Annotated in this window: 16 protein-coding genes; 2 read left to right on the top strand and 14 right to left on the bottom strand. The window is 31.9% G+C overall.

Going from position 1 to position 20,535, the window contains the following annotated elements:
- Position 1: 1 nt before the first annotated feature.
- The 10 genes from GBO31_RS02260 to GBO31_RS02305 form a co-directional block, all read right to left on the bottom strand.
- A complete protein-coding gene (locus GBO31_RS02260) occupies positions 2-2,017 on the bottom strand; it encodes a DUF3857 and transglutaminase domain-containing protein (RefSeq protein WP_219006690.1) in 2,016 nt (671 codons plus the stop codon).
- A 16-nt stretch (positions 2,018-2,033) separates the two neighbouring features.
- Positions 2,034-3,953 (bottom strand): DUF3857 domain-containing protein, encoded by a 1,920-nt coding sequence (locus tag GBO31_RS02265; protein ID WP_219006691.1) that lies wholly within the window; start codon positions 3,951-3,953, stop codon positions 2,034-2,036.
- A gap of 24 nt (positions 3,954-3,977) precedes the next feature.
- On the bottom strand, positions 3,978-4,430 hold the full coding sequence (gene dtd, locus GBO31_RS02270) for a D-aminoacyl-tRNA deacylase (protein WP_219006692.1): 453 nt from the start codon (positions 4,428-4,430) through the stop codon (positions 3,978-3,980).
- Between the two features lie 53 nt (positions 4,431-4,483).
- On the bottom strand, positions 4,484-5,431 hold the full coding sequence (rsgA, locus tag GBO31_RS02275) for a ribosome small subunit-dependent GTPase A (protein ID WP_219006693.1): 948 nt from the start codon (positions 5,429-5,431) through the stop codon (positions 4,484-4,486).
- Between the two features lie 52 nt (positions 5,432-5,483).
- Positions 5,484-6,566, bottom strand: a complete 1,083-nt coding sequence (locus GBO31_RS02280; protein ID WP_219006694.1) for a bifunctional 3-deoxy-7-phosphoheptulonate synthase/chorismate mutase type II — start codon at positions 6,564-6,566, stop codon at positions 5,484-5,486.
- Positions 6,567-6,615: 49 nt separating this feature from the next.
- A complete protein-coding gene (locus tag GBO31_RS02285) occupies positions 6,616-7,464 on the bottom strand; it encodes a prephenate dehydrogenase (protein WP_219006695.1) in 849 nt (282 codons plus the stop codon).
- A 12-nt stretch (positions 7,465-7,476) separates the two neighbouring features.
- Entirely contained in the window at positions 7,477-8,673 is a 1,197-nt protein-coding gene (locus tag GBO31_RS02290; protein WP_219006696.1) for a pyridoxal phosphate-dependent aminotransferase, read from the bottom strand.
- The gene (locus tag GBO31_RS02295) at positions 8,670-9,500 is read right to left on the bottom strand and encodes a prephenate dehydratase (RefSeq protein ID WP_219006697.1); all 831 of its coding nucleotides are present in this window, start codon (positions 9,498-9,500) and stop codon (positions 8,670-8,672) included. Before GBO31_RS02295 ends, GBO31_RS02290 begins: the two co-directional genes overlap by 4 nt.
- A 348-nt stretch (positions 9,501-9,848) precedes the next feature.
- Complete coding sequence (gene kbl, locus GBO31_RS02300) at positions 9,849-11,036, bottom strand: glycine C-acetyltransferase (protein WP_219006698.1); 1,188 nt, start codon at positions 11,034-11,036, stop codon at positions 9,849-9,851.
- 57 nt (positions 11,037-11,093) lie between these two features.
- Positions 11,094-12,068, bottom strand: coding sequence for an NAD-dependent epimerase/dehydratase family protein (locus tag GBO31_RS02305; protein ID WP_219006699.1), 975 nt, complete (start codon positions 12,066-12,068; stop codon positions 11,094-11,096).
- 183 nt (positions 12,069-12,251) lie between these two features.
- On the opposite strand from GBO31_RS02305, the gene GBO31_RS02310 reads away from it, so the two are divergent.
- The gene (locus tag GBO31_RS02310; protein ID WP_219006700.1) at positions 12,252-12,713 is read left to right on the top strand and encodes an Lrp/AsnC family transcriptional regulator; all 462 of its coding nucleotides are present in this window, start codon (positions 12,252-12,254) and stop codon (positions 12,711-12,713) included.
- On the opposite strand, the gene GBO31_RS02315 is transcribed toward GBO31_RS02310, so the two are convergent.
- Positions 12,714-14,024 (bottom strand): glycoside hydrolase family 1 protein, encoded by a 1,311-nt coding sequence (locus tag GBO31_RS02315; protein WP_219006701.1) that lies wholly within the window; start codon positions 14,022-14,024, stop codon positions 12,714-12,716.
- A gap of 309 nt (positions 14,025-14,333) precedes the next feature.
- On the opposite strand from GBO31_RS02315, the gene gldA reads away from it, so the two are divergent.
- On the top strand, positions 14,334-15,227 hold the full coding sequence (gldA, locus tag GBO31_RS02320) for a gliding motility-associated ABC transporter ATP-binding subunit GldA (RefSeq protein WP_219006702.1): 894 nt from the start codon (positions 14,334-14,336) through the stop codon (positions 15,225-15,227).
- Positions 15,228-15,240: 13 nt separating this feature from the next.
- Here gldA and GBO31_RS02325 read toward each other — a convergent pair whose 3' ends face one another.
- From GBO31_RS02325 to GBO31_RS02335, 3 genes are all read right to left on the bottom strand, one after another.
- Complete coding sequence (locus tag GBO31_RS02325) at positions 15,241-15,648, bottom strand: response regulator (RefSeq protein WP_219006703.1); 408 nt, start codon at positions 15,646-15,648, stop codon at positions 15,241-15,243.
- Positions 15,641-17,560 (bottom strand): PAS domain-containing sensor histidine kinase, encoded by a 1,920-nt coding sequence (locus GBO31_RS02330; RefSeq protein WP_219006704.1) that lies wholly within the window; start codon positions 17,558-17,560, stop codon positions 15,641-15,643. Before GBO31_RS02330 ends, GBO31_RS02325 begins: the two co-directional genes overlap by 8 nt.
- Before the next feature lie 196 nt (positions 17,561-17,756).
- Entirely contained in the window at positions 17,757-20,315 is a 2,559-nt protein-coding gene (locus GBO31_RS02335; protein WP_219006705.1) for a PAS domain-containing protein, read from the bottom strand.
- Between the last annotated feature and the right edge of the window lie 220 nt (positions 20,316-20,535).

Below are 20,535 nucleotides of genomic sequence, written 5' to 3' on the forward strand. Positions count from 1 at the left end.
CTTATATCTTTTTAAGAACTATTTGTTCATTCTCTTTTTGTATCACTTGATTATAAAACTCTTTTACAGCAGGATAATAATTGGCTGGCACTACTGGTGCCGTTATTGTTTCATCTACCATAATCTGAATTACTCCGTTAGATACATTGGATCTAAATGTAAACATTCCCATATTATCAGGCAACTTAAATGCAGAAGTTTTCGGATACTCGGTAACTTCATATCCTTCAGGGATTTTTATATTCATCATATATTTATTCGTAAATCCATATCCAAAATCAATAGGATATTGTCGATCATCAGATTTAAATATGTTTTCTTTATTTCTTAGAAATAACAAAGGTGAAAAGAATAGTTCATCCTCTATTATTTCAATCTGATCCTCTATGGTAAAATCAAACTTTTCTCTCACTCCTTTTCCATACTCTTTTACTCCTATTGCATTATACTCTTCTAAGGATGAGAATCCATACTTTTTCTCAAATCGCTGTGCTTTACTTTCATCATCTTTTGCACCGTTTATACTTCTAAAATTGTGAGCTAAATAATCTTTATAATTCACCATCATCTTTCCTTTCACCATACCTTCATTATCAATTTCACATTGCACTCGACATCCCATAGTTGAAGGAATTCTTGGTCTTAGATCCACCATTTGAGAAGTCCCATTTTTTGCAATCACTCTTCCCATACCTCTAATTAATCGAGCAGGTAAAATATTGGGTAATCCATATTTATCGGTTGCATCTAAATAAAAAATCTTTCCATCTGCAAGTTTCACTCTAGTAATCACATAATTAAATCCGTTTAATGTTGGGAAGAGTGATACCAATCTATCACCTGTGCTGGCCACAACTGGATTAGCTTCTATATTAGCATAATTCAACATAGCGGTAAGCATCAGATTAATTTCGGCAGAATTTCCAGTGTTTTCTTTATATGCTTTCTTTACCCCTTTGTTTACGAATACTCTATTTTGTTTATTCCAATTCATCTTATTCTTTACAAATGTGTAAATCAAACCTACTTTTTCTAATTGACCTTTTGCATTGGCAAGAATATTATCTATATCTTCTTTAAAATAATTGGTTTTGCTTAACTCACCGCCAAAGCTAGAACTATTGTAAATCTTTTTAGTAACGTCTTCCCAAGTGGTTGAACGGTACTCTATCGGTTCATTAGGAAATTTCACATAAGACAATTCATAGCTTAACGATGAAATATAATTCTGAGCGTTTCCAGAATATGGTTCTTTTTTAAAAGCTGGCACATTGGTTGATTCTACAATATCCTGCTTCACTCTAAAATCTACAGTATTTTGATAAAACTTTGTAGTGGAGACTTTACCCCAAGATCTGACTTTATTATTAAAAGTAATTTTATCATTAGTAGCAGATTCCTTTATATTTAATGGTAAATATCCAGTAGAGAACTTTTTGTAATTAAAATATTCCGGAGATTTGACTTTAACTTCTATTTTTTTTATTGGAATTTCATATTGTAAATAAAGCCTATCGATAACAGATAAAAAAGGTGAGGTTACTTTATATTGGTACTCAATAACAGCTCCTTCTGTAATTGCAGGCATAGTGAACTTTTGTTCATTTAGATTTTCTGAAAACTCACCTTTAAAAATTCCGTCTTTCTTAAGTTTAATTTTTTCTATTTTATCGTTTGACAATATATAGGTAACCCCTTTTAAACTAGATACCGTTTCTTTATCACTACCACTCTTGTATAATAATAATTCTTCAGAAGCATATTTGAACCCATCTTTATTGTACAGTTTTATTCTTTTAAAAACATCAGTTACTAGTTGAAACCCTTTATTAGGATTGTACTCTACACTTACTTTCTTATTTTCATACAATACGGCGGCATTTGCAGAGCTGTCTAATGGATAAGATTTTTCCATTAACTCTTCTTTGGACACTTTACCAAATTTATATTCTTGAGCCGTCGAATTTATAGATATAATCAGCAAGAAAATTGCTGTTATTTTAGATATTTTTCCCATTGTTTCGTGCTTATTTTTATAGTTGTTTAAGTATTATTTTTGTTTTATCAGCAGTTCTTAGTTTTGCCATAAATTGCCTGTAATCTTCATACTTTTCTTTTGGGTGTTCGCCATCTTTGATCAGTAAGTTTCTACTATATTTCAAGGTAGACTCATCGACTTTTTCTATACTGCATGAATACTTCCCAAAAATTGTTTCGAATACTTTTTTTTCTGGAAGCTTATTAATCGCATATCCTTCTGGTACTTTAATGATATACTCATCTACATCCACATATCCTCTAGAAATAACCAAAGGCGTTTTTCTGTCCTTATACCTAGGCATCTTCCTTGTAATACGATTAAAAATATTAGGCATTATCAGTAATCTACTTCCAACTTTTGTAGCATAATTTCTTGCATCAATTTTCACATGTTCTTGATAACTAATACTATCCTTATCATCTTCTAATTCTATAGATACGATGTTTAGATTATTAATATGATCCCAATATTCTTTGTAATACAATTTCTGGTCTTTGATTGGTTCTAATTTTGTTAGATATCTCCAATCATATTGTAATCCTTTAGATATAGAAACTACTTCTGCTTTAATAGAAGCATCTGCTAGTAAAGAAATAGTTGCTGTTGTATGGAGTGTATTTTCTTCAGGGCTATATTTTTTTGTTCTTTTAATTTCTCCACCTTCTGGTTTGAGGACTAATACATTTCTATCATCAGTAAAATCTCCGATAAAATTAAAAGGAGCGGTCTGGCTAGTACATTCTAACCAAATATCCTCTTCTTCATCGGGAATATTTAATATAACATGATTCCCTTCAATCGAAGCAAATTCATCATCCATATCTCTTTTTTCCTGTCCAGCATATAGTTCTGTGTAATAAGATTCTATATTTTGAGATTTCAATAATGCTTTGGTATAATTTGTTAATGCCTTGCAATCACCATATCCCCACTTATCTACATCACTTGCCAAAAAAGGTATCAGCCCTCCTATACCTAACTGAACACTTATATATCTAGTTTTATTCTGAACATAGTTATAGATACGCTTGGCTTTTTCTCTTTTCGTATCTGCTCCTATCATCAATTTCTCAACCTCTTTTAATGTTTTTTCCGGTAATTGATCTCTACCCGCAATCAAATGATCATATTCCCATTTCCCTAAAGACTTCCAATCTTTTGCCGAGCCTTCAATACCATCTAGTGAAAAATCATTTAAAGCAATCCTAGCTATTGGAAAAATATTATAAAAAGATGGAGCTTGAACCTCAAAAGACGAAGCAGGAACATTTGACATTTCATAAAACAACTCCATATTTTCTTTGCTCATTTTAATATTGTAACCATTAAATCTTTCTTCCTTATTTCGAATAGGGATTTTTGTTGGATTCAAAACTCTGAAAGTTGATTTCTGAACACTTAGACTATATCCTGAAATAGGTACCCAAGGTCTTATATATGCTGTTATTGAACTTTCGATTTCACTTTCAAAAACTATTGAATATGGATATCCTGTAGGAGTATAATCAACATATTTAATCCTATCATCTGAAAATAAAGTTCCTGCACTCACTGCGCTCCGGTCACTAAAATCTTTCTTTTTATATTTATTAATTTCCTTTCCTAAAGCGTTATAAACTGTCAATTGAAGTTTTTTTATATTTCTGGAAGAATCGTATCCTTGATAAGATTTAGCATATTTATTTCCGTATTTATTCAAAATAGTAACAATACGTTTGGATCTTATTGTTACAGAATTAATAGAATTAATCTCAACTACTATATCTTCTGATCTTACAATTGCGTTGGCATCCTTAGTAAGTGTAGAGTCCAAAAGTATGGACTGTAACTCTAAATTTTCTTGACTGTTTATTTCCGAAAAGACACACAGAAATATGACAACAAGTATATGTTGTACTTTTGGTAATTGCATATTAATTTTATTCTGGGGTGGTTATTATTCTTTGTTTTTAGTATCGATTATTATGGTTACTGGACCATCGTTGATCAGTGATACTTTCATATCAGCCCCAAATTGACCCGTACCCACTTTTTTGTCCAAATCTTTTTCAAATTGTTTTACAAAATTTTCGTAGAGCGGAATTGCTTTCTCAGGTTTTGCAGCTTTAATAAAACTAGGTCTATTTCCTTTTTTTGTGCTGGCATATAGGGTAAACTGGCTAACTATTATAGCTTCTCCATTGATATCAATAATACTTTGGTTCATCATTCCTTTATCATCTCCAAAGATTCTTAATTTGCTTATTTTTCCAGATAACCAATTAATATCATCAATTGTATCTTCATCTTCTATACCAAGTAAGATCAAAAGACCTGAATTTATTTCAGAAATTATTTCTTGATTCACGGTAACAGAAGCTTCAGATACTCTTTGAATTACTGCTCTCATAATAGTATGTGTCAAATGGGAAAGAAATGTTACCCTAAAAATTTAAAAAAATATTATTCGTCATAATTATTTTTGCGGTAGTGTTCGTCTTCACCTTCTAAAATCTGTAGATAACTTTTATATCGGGACCAGGCAACTTCTCCATTTTCTAAGGCTTCCTTCACGGCACACTTAGGTTCATTGATATGTAGACAATTATTAAACTTGCACTGCTGTTTAAGCTCAAAAAATTCTGGGAAATAATCTCCTACTTCCTCTTTATCCATATCTACGATACCGAATCCTTTGATTCCTGGTGTGTCGATAATTTTAGCATCGAAACTGAGATCATACATTTCTGCAAATGTTGTAGTATGTTGGCCTTGCTGATGTTGATCGCTAATCTCAGCAGTTTTAAGAGATAAGTTAGGCTCAATCAAATTAACCAAGGTAGATTTACCAACACCACTGTGACCAGAAAACATACTTACCTTTCCTTTCATTAATTCTTTAACCTTATCTACATTTTTACCATTCTTAGCCGAAATCCCAATACATTCATATCCAATTTCTCGATAAAGAGCTGCCAGATATTTTATCTCCAGAAGTTCCTCTTCATTGTAGGTGTCAATTTTATTAAATAACAATATTGCTTTGATATCATATGCTTCTGCTGTAACCAAAAATCTGTCAATAAATGCAGTAAACGTCGGAGGATTATTAAGTGTAATTAATAAAAAAACCACATCAATGTTTGAAGCAATGATGTGGGTTTGCTTAGATAAGTTTACAGATTTTCTAATAATATAGTTCCTGCGTTCTCTTATGTTTTCAATGACACCAGTTTCTCTATCGTTTTTAGTTTCTAGTTTAAAATCTACGATATCTCCAACAGAAACTGGATTTGTGCTTTTGATACCTTTTATTCTAAATTTACCTTTGATACGACACTCATACACAGCTCCTTCATCCGTTTTAACGGTGTACCAACTTCCGGTAGATTTATATACAGTTCCTGTCATAAACGCAAAGATGCAAATAAATCTCTATACCCAATAGGTAATATATTCATATTTAAGATTTAGCAACTTTTTTCTGGTGATTAATCGATTCCTGATGTATCGCCTTGTATATTCTTAGAATAAACTCTTCACTTAATCCTTTTTCTTCTCCTTCAAGAATCATCTTACCTAATATTTCATTCCAACGTTTAGATTGCAATATTGCTACGTTTTGTTTTGCTTTAGCTTTACCAATCTCATCTGATATTTTCATTCTTTTTGACAAAACATCTAGTAATTGATTATCAGCTACATCAATTTTTGCACGTAATTCACTTAATGTTTTTTGGTATGATTCATCTACTCCCACTTCCTTACGAATTTTTAAATCTTTCATATGTTGAATTAAAGTATCAGGTGTAATTTGTTGTGCGGCATCACTCCAAGCATTATCAGGATCATAATGAGTTTCTACAATTAGTCCGTCAAAATTAAGATCTAATGCAGTTTGAGAAAGATCAAAAATCAAATCTCTTCTTCCTGCTATATGTGAAGGATCCAAAATCAAAGGAAGATCTGGAAAACGATTTTGTAAATCAATAGGTATTTGCCATTCTGGAATATTTCTATATTTTGTTTTCTCATAGGTAGAAAACCCTCTATGAATTACTCCTAAATTTTTCACATCTGCGGTATAAAAACGTTCTACTGCACCCAACCATAGGGAAAGATCGGGGTTAATAGGGTTTTTAATTAAAACCGGATTATCAATTCCCTTACAAGCATCCGCAATATCCTGAACAATAAATGGTGAAACTGTACTTCTTGCTCCAATCCATAATACATCTACTCCATGTTCTAGTGCAAGTTCAACATGATGAGGATTTGCTACTTCAGTTGCAATTTTCATTCCTGTTTCTTCTTTGGCACGTTGTAACCATTTTAATCCTAAGGCTCCAACTCCTTCAAAATTTCCAGGTCTTGTTCTTGGTTTCCAAATTCCTGCTCTTAAAACCGTTGCATCCGAATCTTTAAGTTGATGCGCAATTTTAACAACTTGATCTTCAGTCTCAGCACTGCATGGTCCTCCAATTACTAGAGGATGATCCAAATTATATGCATCTAACCAGTTTCTTAATTCTTTCTTATTCTCCATTTCTATTTTTTTATACTGTATTAATGTTCTGTTTTTATTTGGTTATATATTATGATATTCCTTTTAGTATAGTCTTTATATGGTTTGTATCTTCCATTTCCTTATAAATTTCAACAAAATTACCTTCTTCTATCAGTTCTTTAAACTGAGTAAGATTTGCGATATACTCGGTTAATGTTTCGATTACATTTTCTTTATTATGTTTAAAAATTGGTGTCCACATTTCTGGGGAACTTTTTGCTAATCGAACGGTAGAAGCAAAACCACTTCCTGCCATATCAAATATATCTCTTTCATTTTTCTCTTTTTCAATAACCGTTTTTCCTAACATAAACGAACTAATATGCGACAAATGCGATACATATGCTATATGTTTATCATGTGAAGCAGGATCCATATATCGAATTCTCATTCCTAACCTAGTAAAAATCTCCATACCGCGCTCTTGTAATTTGAAAGCCGTCCTTTCTACCTCACAAATGATATTCGTTTTTCCTCTATACAAATTTGCTATCGCTGCCTGTGGTCCTGAAAACTCCGTTCCCGCAATAGGATGCGCTGCTAAATAGTTTCTTCGTTTCGGATGTTCTCCAATCGAAATACATAATTTCTTTTTCGTAGAACCTACATCAAAAACTAAACATTCATCATTAATCTTATCCAAGATTTTTGGTAGCAATTTAACGGTAACATCTACCGGAACAGATACGATTACAACATCAGCTTTATCCAATTCTTCAAAAGTGGATTTTTCATCAATAATCCCTAAAGAAATAGCTTTGTCTAAATGTTGTTCGTTTTTATCAACCCCATAAATCTGAGATTCATTAAAAGCTGCTCTAATATCTATAGCAAACGACCCTCCTATTAACCCTATTCCAATTACAAATACTTTCATTCTATATACAAATTACGATTTTTGATGTACGATGTTATTCTTTGCAAATTGTGTTTGTTCTTTCTCAAATCGTGCAATAGCTTCTTTTATATTTTCTTTGGTAACACATAACGAAAAACGAATATATCCTTTTCCATTACTTCCAAAAATATCTCCAGGAGTAATAAACACACTATTTTGATATAAGATATTATCAATAAATTCTACTGCGTTAATTCCTTCAGGTAATTTTGCCCATACAAACATTCCAGTTGCCGTTTTATCATAAGTACAACCGAGTAAAGAGGCTAATTTCCATATTAATTGGCGCCTTTCTTTATAGATAGTGTTTATTTGGCTAAACCAATTACCAGACATTTTCAATGCTCCAATAGCTCCTTTTTGAACTCCTAAAAACATACCGCTATCCATATTACTTTTCACTTTAAGAATAGCCTCTATTTTATCTTTACTTCCACTCACAACACCTACTCTCCATCCTGCCATATTGAAAGTTTTACTTAAAGAGTTTAATTCTAACGCAACTTCTTTTGCTCCATCAATAGACAGAATACTAGTGGGGTTATCATTTAAAATAAAACTATAAGGGTTATCATTTATCAGTAGAATATTATGTTCTCTTGCAAAAGAAATCAGTTTTTCTAACGTTTTTAAACTTCCTCTTGCACCTGTTGGCATATGGGGATAATTAATCCACATAATTTTTACACGACTGAGATCTTTCTTTGATAAAGTTTCTAAATCAGGTTCCCATCCATTATCTTCTTTTAGATCATAAAAAATTGGCGTAGCACCAACCAATTTTGTTACTGATGTATAGGTAGGATATCCAGGATTAGGAACCAACACCTCATCTCCTTCATTAAGATAAGCCAATGAAATATGCATGATACCTTCTTTGGAACCCATAAGTGGTAAAATCTCATTCTCTGGATCCAACTCCACTCCATAATTCATCTTATAAAATTCCGAAAACTCTATTCTTAGTTCAGGTATCCCTTGATAGCTTTGATATTTATGAGCGCCATCTTGTACTACAGAACTTTGTATAGCTTCAATAACTTCTCTTGGAGGATCCAAATCAGGACTTCCTATAGCCATATTTAAAATTGGTTTCCCTGAAGCTGCCAAAGCTCTAACCTCGCGAAGTTTCTTAGAGAAATAATATTCCTCCACCGTTTCTAACCGTTTTGCTGTTTGAATACTCATCCGTTCTGGTTTTTATATTCTCCTAATATTTTTAGTTCTAAAGCCATAATTTTCAATATAGAAATTGCTTTTTGGTAGTCCTCATATTTATCAAAAGTTACATCAACAAAAAAGGAATATTTCCAAGGCATGTTAATCACAGGTAATGACTGGATTTTAGTAAGATTTAATCTACAATCACTCATCACGTTGAGTACAGTAGCCAAGCTTCCTCTTTTATGATCGGTAAGAAATTTCAAGGATGCTTTGTTAATCTCTTTACTATCAATTCCAGAATTTTCATCTGTATTCAGAATAAAAAACCTTGTACTATTGGTTTTAATTGTTTGAATATTTTTGGCTAATATGTCTAATTCATAAATTTTAGCTGCCGTTTCTCCTGCGACCGCTGCTATACCCGTCAACTTTTGTTCCTGAATTCTTTTTGCAACATCAGCGGTATCAGCATCTTCCACCAATTTAATATATGAATGTTTTCTAAAAAAGTCTTTACACTGCAATAACGCCATTGGATGTGAATACACTTCTTTGATATCTGAAATTTCTTGATTTCCTAATGCCATTAAGCAATGATGAATTGGTTGAAAATACTCTCCACAAATCGTCAGATCATGTTCATCTATGTATGCATAATTTGGAATAATTGATCCTGCAATAGAGTTTTCAATTGCCATCACCGCATCTGTGCTTTTTCTATCCTCTAAACTATGCACTAATTCCTGAAATGACATACACTCATGAACATCTACTTCATTTCCAAAATATGCTTGGGCGACTCCATGATGGTATGAACCTTTTATTCCTTGTATGGCAACTTTCTTACTCAAACGTTTTAAATTTTATGTTCAAAAAAAAATCCCGATTCTACATCGGGATTCTAGTTTTATAAATTTGGCTTATTTATTTACATAGCGATCCCGATCTTACTTTTAAAATAAAAGAAGAAAAAATAAAATCGGTTCCATGTAAACAAATTGCTCATTGTTGTCTTTTTAATACGTTGCTAAAGTAGCTAAAACTATTACTCTACAAAATAAATTTTAGTTTTTTTCATCGATTACCTCTTATTATCATCAATTATGAATTTTTTACTACAAATCAATGTAATATTTTAAACAAACATACCTAGATAATAAGAATTTTCTATGTTTTTGATCACTAACAAACGTTCGTAATTATATTACTCCTAGCTCTTTACCAACTTTAGTAAATGCTTTTACTGCTTTTTCAAGATGTTCTCTGTCATGCCCTGCTGATAATTGCACTCTAATTCGTGCTTTCCCTTTTGGAACAACAGGGTAGAAAAAACCAATTACATATATTCCTTCATCTAAAAGTTTTGCTGCAAATTCTTGAGCTAATGTTGCTTCATATAACATTACTGGTACTATTGGATGATCTCCAGGAACGATATCAAATCCAGCAGCAGTCATTTCTGATCTAAAGTATTTAGTATTTTCCTCTAACTTATCTCTTAATTTGGTAGAAGAGCTTAATAGATCAAGTACTTTTATAGAAGCCCCTACAATAGAAGGTGCCACGGTATTTGAAAACAAATAAGGTCTAGAACGTTGTCTTAACATATCTACTATTTCTTTTCGAGCAGCTGTAAATCCTCCTGAAGCACCACCAAGTGCTTTACCGTACGTACCTGTAATTATATCAATGCGTCCCATTACGTCTCTATACTCATGAGTACCTCTTCCTGTTTTACCTAAAAAACCGGTAGAATGGCATTCATCGATCATTACCATTGCTTCATACGCATCAGCTAGATCGCAAATTTTATCTAACTGTGCAATGGTTCCATCCATAGAAAATGAACCATCTGTAACAATTAATATTCTTCTTGAACCTTCAGCAGCTTTTAATTGTTTTTCCAGATCGACCATATTGTTATGTTCATATCTAAATCGCTTAGCTTTGCACAAACGAATTCCATCAATAATAGAAGCGTGATTTAAGGAATCAGAAATAATCGCATCTTCAGCAGTAAGAATTGGTTCAAAAACTCCTCCATTAGCATCGAACGCTGCTGCATATAATATACAGTCCTCCATTCCTAAAAACTCTGCTGTTTTACGTTCTAGTTCTTTATGTATGTCCTGTGTTCCACAAATAAAACGTACGGAAGATAATCCATACCCATGAGAGTCGATAGCATCTTTACCTGCCTGGATAACATCTGGATGTGAAGAAAGTCCAAGGTAATTATTCGCACAAAAATTCAAAACATCTTTAGTATTTGTTGTATCAATTTCTGCACCTTGTGGGGTGGTTATTATTCTTTCTGATTTATATAAACCTGCAGATTTTATATCCTCTAATTCTTTTTGTAATTCGTCTTTTATATTTGAAAACATGAAAGTATTTTTACTATTTTAAATTTATTATTTGAAATTTCAGAAGATTTACAAATCCTAAAACATTAGAATTTCCTTATTTCGTGATCCTTTTTTATATTGTTGTTGAAGTTTTTCGATCATAATTTCGGTGATATTTTTAAGATCAAAATTAGCTTGCCATCCCCAATCATTTCTTGCGGCAGTGTCATCTATAGATTTGGGCCATCTTGCGGCAATTTCCTGTCTGAAATCTGGGTTATAGGCAACTTTAAAATTAGGATACAATTTACAAATTTCTGAAGTGATTTGTTCCGGAGAAAAGCTAATTCCAGCAATATTGTAGGACGTTCTAACCGTAATATCTTCTTTTGGAGCTTCCATAAGTTCTAGAGTAGCTCTTATAGCATCTTCCATAAAAATCATAGGAAGCATTGCATCTTCTTTCAAAAAACATGTGAAGTCTTCTTCTAATACTGCTTTATGATAAATATCAACCGCATAATCCGTAGTTCCTCCACCCGGTAAGGATTGATATCCAATAACTCCAGGATATCGAATAGATCTTACATCTAATCCATATTTAAGAAAATAATACTGGGCCCAATTCTCGCCCGCAGCTTTGCTCATTCCATATACAGTAGCGGGATTTAGATAAGCATCATTTGGTGTTTCCAAAAGTGGTGCACCTTCTCCAAAAACGGCTATCGAACTTGGAAAAAAAACTTTTTCTATTTGATTTATTCTAGAGACTTCAAGAACATTGAATAAGGTTTTCATATTAATATCCCAAGTAGCTAATGGTCTCTCTTCTCCTTTTGCGGATAAAATGGCAGCTAAATGATATATTTGGGTAATTTGATATCTCTCAACCACTTCTTGAATCCTCTTCTGATCTGTAGCATCAATTACTTCAAAAATACCTTTATAAGATTCACGTTGTTCAAGATCTGAAGCAATTACGTTTTCTATTGTATGYTTTTTCTGAAGTTCCTTAGTCAATACCGAACCCAACTGACCATTTGCACCAATTACTAAAACTTTTGTACTCATTTTCCTCTTAAAATTTTAACACTTATAAAGCATTATTTACTTACTAAGATAACAATAGCAACTTTTAAATTTGTTTTTTCACAAAAACTAAGTAATTATTCCTGAAATATTAAAATATAAAAGTTTTATTTACTTTTACTGTTATAATAATGATAAGATTGAAGTAATTTTTAATTAACAATTATGGAGCAACTAGATCAAACGGATTTAACTATTCTAAGAATTCTTCAAAAGGATTCAAAAAAAACTGCCAAAGAAATTGCGTCAATTTTGAATTTGACTCCATCTCCAGTATATGAAAGAGTAAGACGGTTGGAAAAACAAGGATTTATTAAAAAATACGTCGCTATTCTTGATAAAAAATTGATTGACAGATCTATAACTACTATTTGTCAAGTATCCATGCGATATCACAATGAAGCATTCATTGAAAAGTTTGAAGAACAAATCCAAAATTTAGATGAAGTGCAAGAATGTTATCATATGGCTGGACAAGTTGATTTTGTATTAAAAATCCATACTAAAAGCCTTGAAGAGTATCATGACTTTGTTAAAACAAAACTATCCAAGATAGAAAACATTGGAGTTTTAAACAGTACGTTTGTTCTTAAGGAAATTAAACATTCATCGGAGTTTTATATTTAATCAAAGATTCGTAGAGAGATATTCTTTAATCCAAATTGCTGTCTTTTTCATAGTACGATCTAGCGTAGTTTTATTCATACTTATAATTCCAAACTTAGGAACAAAACCTTCTGCCCATTCAAAATTATCTACAAGCGTCCATAATAGAATTCCTTTTAAGTTTATTTTTTGAGCTACTACATTTTCCATTCCTTTAATGACTTTTTTATAATATGTTATTCTTTTCGAATCATCTTCCTCATCTGACAGTGCCATTCCGCATTCTGAAAGCCATAAAGGCTTTTTGGGGTCATATTTAGAGAATCTTTCTAAAAAAAATTGCGCTCCTTCTGGATATGTTTCCCAACCCATAACTGAAACTGGTACCTTTCTCTTTTTTGGGCTTACCAAAATACTTCCTAAGTAAGGTATGTACCATGCACTTTTTACTACTTCTCGAGCATACGTTTGAACTCCCCAAAAATCAAAATCCACTTTCATTAAATCCATATCACCTTCTTGGACAAATTTTTCTATTCTTGTTACGATTGGTAATTCTTGTTTTGGATACCCTAATCCTAGATAAGGTTCAATGCATAAACGATTCATCAAAGCATCAATTTTTAAGGCCGCTTTTTGATCCTTTTTACTATTTGTATAAGGATCTATTTTGGTGCAACTTACAGCAGTTCCTACATGTAAATCGCTATCTTTTTTTAAAACATAAAAACCTTTCGCTTGCGCCAATAAAATATGATGGAGACTGGAGCTAAAATTTTTGATTCCTCTTTTCCCAGGAGCATGTATTCCTAAAAAATATCCCGCTCCTATACAAACAATTGCCTCATTTACTAGAACCCAATTTTTTACCCGATCTGCAAAGTGGTCTTTGAGAATAGCAACATAATTTTCATAATCAGTAACTACTTCTCTATTTCTCCAACCGCCCTTATTTTGTAATTTTTGAGGTAAATCCCAATGATATGTGGTTATCCAAGGTTCTATTCCAACTTCAAGACAATAATTTATTACGTCGTTATAAAATTCTACCCCTTTTTTATTAAGGATTCCGGTACCATCAGGTAATATTCTTGACCAAGAAATCGAAAAACGAAATACCTTTAAACCTATATCTACACATAAGTCTATATCCTCTTTAAAGCGTTCATAAAAATTTGTCGCAACCCGATTATTAGACTTATCCTTTATTTTCTTTTGATTTGAAGTAAATGTATCCCAAATAGAAGGTCCTCTACCATCTTTATCGAATGCTCCTTCCGTTTGAGCAGCTGCAGTTGTGACTCCCCAGATAAGGTGTTTTATGGTATTCATTAATAGGACAAAATACTTTGCAGAAGAAAACTATTAATGCTTGAACATACCTTTCTTAAAAAAAGGAAACATTATAATGAAAATTACTTGTTGAATATTACACACTAGTTTTCTAAATAACTTAGCTATAATTTTTACAAAAAATCTATTTAACATCATGAATATCTTTTGATTATAAATTTAAGAAAACACGCTATCGATAAGTTTACCTAAACATTATCCTAATGTTATGATCAGATTTTTTAATTTTTTATTTGATTTATACACAATAAATATGGTTTTATGTACTTTTGAATATAAAGGGTAAGTATGTCAATTTCAGTTTCAAAAATTTCTAAAACTTATGATGATCAACATGCTTTAAAAGATGTTTCTTTTGAAGTAAAACAAGGTGAAATCGTTGGTTTTTTGGGTCCTAATGGTGCAGGAAAATCCACCATGATGAAAATTTTGACAACCTATCTAGATGCTTCAGATGGAACAGCTTTAGTAAATGGATTTGATGTAAACTCACAATCCATGGATGTGCAAAGAAGTGTTGGCTATCTTCCAGAACACAATCCTTTATATCTGGAGATGTATGTAAGGGAATACTTATCATTTAATGCTCAGGTTTATAAAATATCAAAATCTCGTATCGAAGAGGTTATCCAGCAAACTGGCCTTTTACCTGAATCCAATAAAAAGATCAATCAATTATCTAAAGGATACCGACAACGTGTAGGACTAGCATGTGCACTATTGCATGATCCTAAAGTACTTATCCTGGATGAGCCTACTACTGGTCTTGATCCGAATCAATTAGTAGAAATTAGAGAACTTATAAAATCTGTTGGGAAAGAAAAAACAGTTTTTCTTTCAACACATATTATGCAAGAAGTTGAAGCCATGTGCGACCGCGTAATTATTATCAATCAAGGAGAAATAGTTGCCGATAAGAATCTAAATGAAATGATAGATCAAAATGATCAAATAATTGAAGTAGAATTTGATTATAGGGTCGAAGATGCTTTCTTATCCAAATTGGATCATATAAAACAAGTTAAAAATATTTATGGTTTTGTATATCATCTTACTTTTGACACTGCGATAGACATGAGACCCGCAGTTTTTGATTTTGCACATGATAATCAACTAAAAATTCTTCAATTATCAAGGAAAAATAAAGATTTAGAGAGTTTATTTAGAGAATTAACAAACTAAATTTTGTTTTACCCTAGCTTGTTGCGTTTTCAAAATCGTACAATACTTCTTTCAGCTTTGCCACGGAAATAGGTTTTACGATATAATCACTAACATTTTCATAGGATTTAGCACGCAAAACATCTTCGGGATCTACAGAAGAAGAAACTACATAAATTAGAATTTTTTTATCACACGGAATTTTTATAAACTCCTCTAAGAACTGCCATCCATCAAGTACAGGCATATTCAAGTCTAGCAGAATAACATCAGGTAATTGTTCTTTTGCTGAAATAATTGCTTTTAGATTGTTCAATGCTTCTTGACCATTTTTAAAAACTAAGATTCCTTTGCAAAAGTCAATCAATTGCATAACTTTTTTAATCCCAAAAACAAAAATTGGATCATCATCTATAACACAGGCAATATCTATCTTACTCATATTTCATATAAATTTTAAATGTGGTTCCTTTGTCAACCTCACTACTCACTTCTATTTTACCTCCAATTGCTTCAACTTGATTCTTTGTAATAAACAATCCAATTCCTCTAGCATTTTTGATATTAGAATGAAAGGTTTTATACATTCCGAATAACTTAGATCGATGTTTTTTCAGGTCAATTCCAAGTCCATTATCTTCTATTGATAGTTCGACATGTTTTCCAGTTTGAACAGCACTTAAGGTAATATGACTATTTCTTTCTTCAGATCTATACTTAATCCCATTTGTAATAAAATTTAGCAGTATGCTATCCAAATAAGCAGGAATCGCAAGTACTTTTAAGTCATTATCTATTAAATTATGAATTGCCACTTTAGATTCTAATGCAATGGCCGAAACTCCCTTTACTACTTCATCGACAACTTCCTTTAATTGGATTGGCACTAAATTTTTATCTAATGACGTATTAATCAATACTACTTCATTAAGATGTGCGATCGTATCCGAAAGATTCTGAGAGGCAGTTTTAAAAAGTTTAATAATCTCATTTTCCTGAATTTCTGGATTTTCCTGAATATATAGGTCTAATAGCATTTCGAAATTCCCAGAATGTGACTTCAAATTATGAGAAACGATATGTGCAAAGTTTTTTAGTCTTCTATTTTGATCTTCGGCAACTCTTAAAAGAGATTTCAATTCTTCTTCTTTTTTAATTCTCGTAATATCGGATACGTGAATAATAATACCTCCTATTTCATTTTCATCAGAATACCAAGGGCGTAACTCCCAAGATAACCAAACAAAGTCACCTTTTTTTCTATGTATTTTTTCTTCATAATTTTTAACAACTTCACCTCGGAGACACTTAATAATATTTTCTTTTCTTTTTTTACTTACTGTAGAAAAGATCTCATCATAGAATTTACCTACTATATCTTGATAACAAATTTCATAAATTTCCAACCATTTCTGGGATGCAGCCAAATACTTCATCTCATTATCAAACATTGCAATTGCACTTGGTGTTTGCTGAATAAAAAGCCTATTTCTTTCAAAGTCTCTTTTCTTCTTTGTTATTTCTTGGTGAGATCCAACCATCCATTCAGGATTTCCTTCTTCATCCCAGCTTACTACCTTACCTCTATCCAAAACCCAAATCCATTCCCCGTTTTTATGTTTCATTTTAAACTCACATTCATAATATGGAGTTCTTTTTTTAAAATGTTCTTTTAAAAGCTTGTTAGACCTATCTTGATCTTCTTTAGTAGAGTGTTCTAGCCAAGTACCTAAGGATATTGGTTTCAATTCTTCTAAGGTGTATCCAATCATATTTGCCCATCGTTCATTTAGGATCGTCTCACCTGTTTTTACATTCCATTTCCAGGTCCCTAATCCTGTTCCATCAATAATATGTTCAAAAAACGCTGATTGTAATTTGATTTCTTCTTCCTTTTTTTTAATCGTTGTAATATCGGTATGAGCTCCGAGCATTTTTACAGGCTTTCCTCTATCATCTCTAAGCATGACACCTCTACAACGAACCCAGATAGTATGACCTAACTTATGTCTAAATCTAACAATTTGATCGTAAGGGATTGAAGGATCTTCTGCATGAGCAGTAAAATTAGCGTATACATTTTTTAGATCTTCTTTGAATACTATTTCTTGCCAAGAATCAACTTTGTGAGGCATTTTCTCAGGATCGTAACCGAACAGCGTCCAATATCTCGGATTCATCCATACGTTTTCTGGATCTAAAAGATCCCAGAACCATATACCATCTAAGGCAGCCTCTTGAATAAAATCAAAGATTGCACTATCTGTTTTTACTAGATTATATAATTCTGATTTTAAATAATGATCCTTAAAATGTGCGTCCTGTTTTTCTTCCGTTACTTTTTTCAATTTCATGGTCATGTTCATTTAATTTGTAAAAATGGGGATAGAGTGTGTAACGTAATATTTAAATTTAAGAAATATTCCCCGGAATAAATAAAAATAAGACCTAATAATAGGTTAATAAAATTGTACTCTTTGAGAAACAACACTTTACAATTTATGTTTCTCAAACGAAAATGTACCTTACTAGAATCTTTACGATCCTATTTTAGTCATAAAAGTTATTATCAATGACTTTACTTAAATCCCTAATTGTTTCTAGAAGTATTTCAAATTTTATTGCTTGCGATTTTAAATTACCTGATATCAAATTCAGAAAATTCGTTATTTCCATATTCTCATTAATTGTATTTCCAAAATTAGATGTAAGCTTTTTCTCAGTAGCTTTAATATTAGAAATATTCATAGCGATACATAAATATCCGATAACATCTTCTTCTTCTTTTAAAGGAACTAAGGTTAACAACATTAAAACCAACTTTTCATTTTTAGTTACAAGATTCCACTCAGTAGTAAAATACTTTTCATTTTCAGCTGATTTTATTAACTGAGAAAATACATCAGTTTTTAATGAATCTTTTGCAATGGTTTCATTAACGAACAGTTTAGAAATATTCTCCTTTAATAAAAGTTCATCTCTCGAATATCCAAGCAAATTTTCTGCACCTTTATTAAAAATGGTAATTACCCCAGAAACATCTGTTGCTGTAATTACAAGATCATTTTCAGATTCTAAGATGTTTTCTAGTTTTTTTTGTGCTTCCTTGAGTTTCTTTAAAGCATTTACTCTTTGAGAAATATTTGCTATTTGAGAAATAAAGTACAACGGATCTTTATTTTTATCTCTAACCAGAGATACAGATAATATCGCATGTACCTCTCTACCGTTTTTATGAAAGTATCTTTTCTCTAAATGGTAGTAGGAAATCTTTCCGTTTAAAAGCTCATTCAACAATCCTAGATCTTTATTAAGATCTTCTGGGTGGGTTATATCCTGAAATGTCATTTGCGTTAATTCCTCTTTTGGGTAGCCTATCATATTACAAACTGCATCATTTACTTCTACCCATCTTCCATCTAAACCAATAATAGCCATACCCGTTGCCGCACTTTCAAAATTTCCTCTAAAAGCTTGTTCGCTTATTTTTAATTTTTCTTCCGCAATCTTTCTATCGGTAACGTCATGCATTGCAACCACAGCACCTTTGATTTCTCCATTTATTCCTAATAATTGCGAACCATTAGTGACTACCTGTCTTTTCTTTTCGTTTTTAGACGTTATAACGATTTCTTCATTTAGAACTTGACGACCTTTTAACGCTTGTAGAAGAGGTATTTCTTCCTCTTTTAACGGTGTTATCCCATCAGGTTTGCAAAGTCCATAATATGTAGAGAGTTCCGAAGGAGAAATGGGCCTTGCTTGGAGACCATGCCATTTTTTTGCTGTCTCATTAAAAAGAGTTAATAGCCCTCTATCATCACATGAAACTACCCCTACATCTAAACTATCCAAAATAACTTCTAAAAAAACTTTTCGTTCTTCGCTAAGCGTTTCAGCTTGTTTTAGTTTAGAAATATCAGAAGTATGTTTTAACAAACCACCGACTTTACCCTCTTTATTATACCAAGGACGAAGTTCCCATGAAATCCATTGCAAACAACCTTCTTTTCTTTTCAAACAATCTTCATCTTTTGTTAAGACATTACCTTTAAGGCATTTATTATAAATCTCCTCCCATTTTTCTTTCATCTCGGGAAATACCTCAAATTGGGTTTTTCCTATAATGTTTTGGCCAACGATATCATAATCTTCAAACCATCTACTTGATGCTGCTAGATATCTCATGTTATTATCGAACATGGCCATAGCACTTGGTGCCTGACTTACAAATAGTCTATTTTTTTCTAATGCTTTTTTATTTTCGGTAATATCCACTTGTGTACCTACCAATAATTCTGGATTACCCTCATTGTCCCAACTAATTATTTTGCCCTTTATGAGCGCCCAAATCCACTCTCCATTCTTATGTTTTAGTCTGGTTTCACATTCATAATATGGGACAAGTTTCTCATAATGCTGCTGTAATAATTTAGTGGATTTAATATGATCTGAGGGATGCATAAAATTCACCCATGTATTTAAAGAAATTGGTTGTAATTCGGAAAGTGAATATCCAACAATATTAGCCCATTTTTCATCGAACACTACTTTACCAGTTCTCAAATTCCATTCCCAAGAGCCTGAATTTGTACTTTCAATTACATCTTCATATTTCTCTACCTGTTTTTGTAATTCTTCTTCAGTCTCTTTTAGATTAGTAATATCAGTATGTATTCCAATCATTCGCATAGGCTTACCATTATGATCTCTAATTGCCATACCTTGACTCCTTATCCAAACCGTACTTCCAGATTTATTCGTATATCGAATTACCTGATCATAAGGATAATCAGGTTCATTTAAGTGTTTATCAAGATTTTCTAATGCTTTTTCTAAATCTTCTTGATTAATCAGCTCTTTCCAAGCAGTTTTGAGATTTGGAATATCATTATGATCATATCCTAGATTTATCCAAAATCTATTATCATTCATCCATTCTGTTTTGGGATCCTTTAAATCCCAAAACCAAATACCATCTAAAGCATTGTCTTGGATAAAGTCAAAAATTTTCTCATCCTTTTTTACAATTTCGAATAATTCTTGACGTAAATAATTTTCTGGAAAATGGGTATAATCCCTAGAAGTAGTTTCCTCGCTATAGGCCATACAATTTTGTTAAGATTCAACTGTTTGCTTTGCGGGGTATTTAAATTTACGCAATAATATCAACTTTTTGAAGCAGTAAAACCATTTATTTGATATAACAAAACCGTAATGGCACTATTTTAAATTATGAAGAAAAAATAATTTTCAAATTATTGATATGCAATTGTTTATACGTTAATGTAAATATATATATAAAATTAAAAAGAACAGAATCATCCAA

The organism is Aquimarina litoralis (assembly GCF_019295435.1).
GTDB lineage: Bacteria > Bacteroidota > Bacteroidia > Flavobacteriales > Flavobacteriaceae > Aquimarina > Aquimarina litoralis_A.

Coding starts and splice junctions, on each gene's coding strand:
- GBO31_RS02260 (WP_219006690.1), bottom strand. CDS start 2,017: ATGGGAAAAATATCTAAAATAACAGCAATTTTCTTGCTGATTATATCT.
- GBO31_RS02265 (WP_219006691.1), bottom strand. CDS start 3,953: ATGCAATTACCAAAAGTACAACATATACTTGTTGTCATATTTCTGTGT.
- dtd (WP_219006692.1), bottom strand. CDS start 4,430: ATGAGAGCAGTAATTCAAAGAGTATCTGAAGCTTCTGTTACCGTGAAT.
- rsgA (WP_219006693.1), bottom strand. CDS start 5,431: ATGACAGGAACTGTATATAAATCTACCGGAAGTTGGTACACCGTTAAA.
- GBO31_RS02280 (WP_219006694.1), bottom strand. CDS start 6,566: ATGGAGAATAAGAAAGAATTAAGAAACTGGTTAGATGCATATAATTTG.
- GBO31_RS02285 (WP_219006695.1), bottom strand. CDS start 7,464: ATGAAAGTATTTGTAATTGGAATAGGGTTAATAGGAGGGTCGTTTGCT.
- GBO31_RS02290 (WP_219006696.1), bottom strand. CDS start 8,673: ATGAGTATTCAAACAGCAAAACGGTTAGAAACGGTGGAGGAATATTAT.
- kbl (WP_219006698.1), bottom strand. CDS start 11,036: ATGTTTTCAAATATAAAAGACGAATTACAAAAAGAATTAGAGGATATA.
- GBO31_RS02310 (WP_219006700.1), top strand. CDS start 12,252: ATGGAGCAACTAGATCAAACGGATTTAACTATTCTAAGAATTCTTCAA.
- GBO31_RS02315 (WP_219006701.1), bottom strand. CDS start 14,024: ATGAATACCATAAAACACCTTATCTGGGGAGTCACAACTGCAGCTGCT.
- gldA (WP_219006702.1), top strand. CDS start 14,334: ATGTCAATTTCAGTTTCAAAAATTTCTAAAACTTATGATGATCAACAT.
- GBO31_RS02325 (WP_219006703.1), bottom strand. CDS start 15,648: ATGAGTAAGATAGATATTGCCTGTGTTATAGATGATGATCCAATTTTT.
- GBO31_RS02330 (WP_219006704.1), bottom strand. CDS start 17,560: ATGAAATTGAAAAAAGTAACGGAAGAAAAACAGGACGCACATTTTAAG.
- GBO31_RS02335 (WP_219006705.1), bottom strand. CDS start 20,315: ATGGCCTATAGCGAGGAAACTACTTCTAGGGATTATACCCATTTTCCA.